Source organism: Protofrankia symbiont of Coriaria myrtifolia (assembly GCF_900634755.1).
In the GTDB taxonomy this organism is placed as follows: Bacteria; Actinomycetota; Actinomycetes; order Frankiales; family Frankiaceae; genus Protofrankia; species Protofrankia coriariae.
Window position 1 is genome coordinate 5,313 of the sequence record NZ_CAAAFS010000328.1, and the last position, 4,303, is coordinate 9,615.

A 4,303-nucleotide genomic window follows, 5' to 3' on the forward strand; every position below is an offset into this window, starting at 1 on the left:
GGCCTGTTCGAGGGGCACTACGACGCCCAGACGACCGACGCCACCTACACCGAACTGCTGCGCCGGGCCCGCCACGCTCTGGAACGAGGTGAGAGCGTCGTGCTTGACGCGTCGTGGTCCACGGCTGCGCACCGCGCCGCGGCCGCCGCCCTCGCCGAGCAGACCAGCAGTGACCTCGTCGAACTGCGCTGCGTCACCTCGCCGGAGGTGGCCGCCGCCCGGATCGCCCGCCGTGCCGCCGCCGGGGAGGACCCTTCCGACGCCACCCTCGCCGTCCACCAGGCGATGGCGGCCCGCGCCCAGCCGTGGCCGACCGCCAGCGTCATCCAGACGGCGGTGCCGATCAGCGAGGCAGTCCTGGCTGTCCAACGCCGCGTGAACGCGCCATGAGAGCGCGCTGCGCGTAGCGCCCCCGCGTACGCGGTTCGTCCGCGTCGACGAGGCGGCGGTGGGCCTATTTCTGGGCGGCCTGTTGTTGCCCGTTCTGCTGCCCCTGGAGTTTCGTGGCGTAAACCGCCGCCTGGGTACGGCTGGTCAGCTCGAGCTTGTCGAGGATCGCCGACACGTAGTTCTTCACCGTCTTGTCGGACAGGTGGATCCTGGACGCGATCTGCCGGTTGGTCAGCCCTTCGGCGATCAGTAGCAGAATCTCCCGTTCCCGCTCGCTGAGCGTCGCCAACCTGCTGTCCTCGGCGGGGCCCTCCCGCAGCCGGGCCAGCACCTTCTGCGTGACGGCCGGGTCCAGCAGGGAGCGCCCCGAGGCGATGGTGTGGATCGCGCCGACGAGATCCGTACCTTTGATCTGCTTGAGCAGGTAGCCGGCCGCGCCCGCCATGATCGAGGCGAACAGGGCGTCGTCGTCGTCGTACGACGTCAGGATCAGACAGCCGACCTGCGGATGCGCGGAGCGGATGTCCCGGCACACGTCGATACCGCTGCCGTCCTCCAACCGCGCGTCCAGCAGCGCGACCTGCGGGTTGGACGCGGGTATGCGGCGCAACGCCTCGCTCACGCTCGACGCCTCGCCGACGACCCGGATTTCCCCGGTGTCCTCCAGTACCTCCCGGATGCCACGCCGGACGATCTCGTGATCATCCAGAAGAAATACCCGTACCGGATCCATGGCGGAGCACACTACCTGCAGGTGCCACCGTTTACCATTCGGACTGCCCTGGCGCTGCCAGGATCCCCGCGGTCTCGGATCCCACGGTTTTTCCGGTTTCCAACGGGCGGCATTCGCCCGTTGTCAGGCCGGACATGTCCCGGCATTCACGGATTCTTGCCGACAGGTCTCCAACGGCCCCCGGACGGACCGTCGGCCCTGAGCGAACCGTCCGCCGTGACAGCCGTTGACAGCCAGGCCGGCCGCCAGCCGGCACCGGGCCGGCCGCCAGCCATCACGGAAGATCGCCGCGAGTTTGTCGTTGTGTACGCCTACGGCGCCAAAAGGCGTACACAACGACAAACTCGCCTGGATCATGCCTCGGATGGCCGGCTCGGCGCTCGCCCGCTCACGGACTCCGCCAGCCCGGGGCTTCTCGTTACTGGCGGAGTTTCTTCAGGCGCTGGCCCAGGTCGATCAAGGTGCTGGACAGCGCCTCCACGAACGATGAGCCGATCTTTGAGGCGCTTTCGCGGACCGTCGGGTCCTTCGCCGCCTGGCCAGCCGCGGAATAGGCCCGGTCCAGGGTCGCGCGGAGCTCGGCGAGTGCCTCGTCGACCCCCCTGCGGTCGAACGGACGCTCGCCGACGACGTCGTCGAAGTGCGCCTTCACCTGTTGCCCCAGCGTGGTGAGACTGTTTGCCACGTCATCCCAGGCTGTCTTCGTGTCGGTCATGCGGTCGCTCCCTTCTCACCTGTATCTTGCAGCATTTCCCAGCCCGCTCCCCGCAACCACCTGGGACGGGACCCCGACCGGGCAACCAGACCCCGATCGGACCTCAACCGGACAACACGCCGGACAACACCGGCGCCGATCAGACAGCCGGGCAGCGGTCAGACGTAGCGGAGCGTCAGCGAAACCGCGTAGCTGGGCGCTGGTCGGACACAGCCGGATACCGGTCGGAAAACCACGAAGGATGCGGGCGGCCTCCGGAACGGGCGGCCTCCGGCGTGGCTGCGCGGCTCCGTCTGCCTACCCGGGCCGGTGTGTCACGCGGGGCGGGCGGGACGACGCGCCGGCCGGGCACTCGATGCGCTGCCGTCCCCGTCCGGATCGGCGATGACGTAGCCCATGCCGCTGGGGGTGCGGTCGCCGACGCCCGCGTAGCAGGCGAAACGGGCAAGGGCGTCGATGGCGCCGCGCGTCCGCGGCGGAACGTCCGCCGGCGCGGCGAGCTGGTAGCGGACGAACCCGACGCAGCCACGGCGTTTCGGCGCCCCGATCTTGATGACGTACTCGGTGGTGAAAAGGCGCGTGTCGACGAGCTCCAGGTGATCGCCGATCGCGGCCTCGACGTCGGCGGGTAACGGCGCGACGGACGGCGCCCAGCGCAGCCACCGGGCGGCCAGCGTGCCGAACACCCGTTCGGGCTCGGGCAGGATGCGCTGGCGGCGCGCGCCGTCACCGCGTCCAGTGGCGAAACTGACCGGTGTGACCAGTCCGAACGCCCACGACGTCGCCGGGGAGGCGGTGGCGGCGGCGAGCAGGTCCGGGTAGGGCTCGGCTTGGACGAACTCGACCGCTTCGGTCCTGTAGTCGGTGGAGCCGAAACGCCACCGGTCACGGTTGCGCAGAGCGCCGAACATCGAGCCGATGATGTCGTCGAACAGAATCCCGACCTCGAAACGGACGGTCACCGACGACCGGTTGGGAGCACGCTGGTGTTCGTCGAGAAGCGGGGTGACGGCGAACGGCCGCGCCGGTGGGCCGCCTGGGGAGCCGTCGTGCAGCCAGGCGCTGGCCTCGGGCGAGAGCTCCTCACGGACGGCCGCGAGCATGGCGGCATTGACCGCCGGCCCCGTGTCCGGCGGCGGCAGCGCCCCCGGCGACACCGGCCTGACAGCCACGACAACACGAGCGGGCACAGCTCACCCTCCACATCCTCCGCCGTCCACCTGCTGATCTTACAGCTTTATCCGTTTTTATCCCTTTATCTACTCTTCCACGTCTTTCGTGTGATACTCCCGTGCCAGGGGTTCTTCGCGTGGCACAGCCCCGAGGCTCGATCCGGATCTCCACGGTAGGCCGCCTGGGCAGGCGCGCCACCCTCCGGGCCCGCCCACCTGGCAGGGCGCCCGGCGCGGTCCACCTCCATCCCACCCCGACAAGGCGACTCACTCATCCCTGACGGACGATGGAGAGGTGAGGCACACGCACCCGCAGGCCGCGGCACAAACCACCCTCGCTGTCAAACGATCAAATCATGATCGTTGTCTGAAACCTCCGACACACCGAAAAAACGGGGGGGTTCTGGCAAAGATCTAAAACTCCGTGACCTGCGAAAACGTAAACGATTAAGAATTTTCACCCAGTTATCCACAGCCTCTCTCGGGAGGTTCTGGAACGATCTTGCAAACCCCCGGCTCAGACCCCCCAGGATCCGTGGTACGGGCGCACCGCCCCAACTTTCCGCACCGGATTGAAACCCGCCGCGAGCAGGACTGCCAGCAATTACTCGACGTCGCACCGCCCCAATTTTTCGTGTCGGATTGAAACTCGTAGTAGTCGTTGCCCACGTCGTAGTGGGTGGTCGCAGTGCTTCAACTTTCCATGTCGGATTGCAACTTCACGCGGGTACCTCTCTCTTGTCGAGGAGTAGGTTGCAGCGCCCCAGCCTTCCGTGTCGGATGGCGCATGGCAAGGCACCTGACAGTGCGGGCACCCAGGCCATCTGCCAGTTCCTGCGGCGTCGATATGATCTTCCTCTTGTTGATGAGGGGATCGAGGAGTTCGGCTATGCGCGGTGGCCCTATCTGGATGGTAGGCGGGTGTTAATTCTTGTCGCCATGGGTAGGGATCCGGTGCACGGTGACGAGCCACCGACGCCGCGTCTGGATGAGCTCATCGCTCAGGCACGGAAAGAGGGTGTCAAACCGATAATTCGGATCATCGTTTCCGATGATACCGAACCTGTTGACCGGCTGTGGGAGGTCAAGGCCCCGGTGCAGGACGTCGACTGCCGAGTCCTGCTGAAATGTGGTATCGATTTCGACGATCTCGCTGTCATTCGCCTGGACGTCTGGGACGAACTCGATACCGAAGGCGGCCTTGACACGGTTGATGAAGTGTAACTGGTCAGGTCTGGTAGATCGTTTGTTTTTGGTTTCCCGGCTGGCTGGGACTCCTCGATGGCCTGAAGG

General features: G+C 66.7%; 5 protein-coding genes. 2 read left to right on the forward strand and 3 right to left on the reverse strand.

The genetic code is table 11. The features are described from left to right. On the forward strand, window positions 1-390 hold a 390-nt coding region (locus tag CM1CMNOD_RS23370), incomplete at its 5' end, for an AAA family ATPase (protein ID WP_242625470.1). Between the two features lie 64 nt (window positions 391-454). On the opposite strand, the gene CM1CMNOD_RS19265 is transcribed toward CM1CMNOD_RS23370, so the two are convergent. The 3 genes from CM1CMNOD_RS19265 to cas6 all read right to left on the reverse strand — a co-directional run bounded on the left by CM1CMNOD_RS19265 (window position 455) and on the right by cas6 (window position 3,028). Continuing rightward, window positions 455-1,123 (reverse strand): response regulator, encoded by a 669-nt coding sequence (locus CM1CMNOD_RS19265; protein ID WP_013875264.1) that lies wholly within the window; start codon window positions 1,121-1,123, stop codon window positions 455-457. Window positions 1,124-1,541: 418 nt separating this feature from the next. Further along, the gene (locus CM1CMNOD_RS19270; protein ID WP_013875265.1) at window positions 1,542-1,838 is read right to left on the reverse strand and encodes a hypothetical protein; all 297 of its coding nucleotides are present in this window, start codon (window positions 1,836-1,838) and stop codon (window positions 1,542-1,544) included. 314 nt (window positions 1,839-2,152) lie between these two features. Then, window positions 2,153-3,028: a CRISPR system precrRNA processing endoribonuclease RAMP protein Cas6 gene (gene cas6 / locus CM1CMNOD_RS19275; RefSeq protein ID WP_013875266.1), complete on the reverse strand. Its 876-nt coding sequence runs from the start codon at window positions 3,026-3,028 to the stop codon at window positions 2,153-2,155. A 762-nt stretch (window positions 3,029-3,790) separates the two neighbouring features. Here cas6 and CM1CMNOD_RS19280 point away from each other — a divergent pair. Further along, on the forward strand, window positions 3,791-4,234 hold the full coding sequence (locus tag CM1CMNOD_RS19280; RefSeq protein WP_131772882.1) for a hypothetical protein: 444 nt from the start codon (window positions 3,791-3,793) through the stop codon (window positions 4,232-4,234). Window positions 4,235-4,303 lie beyond the last annotated feature (69 nt).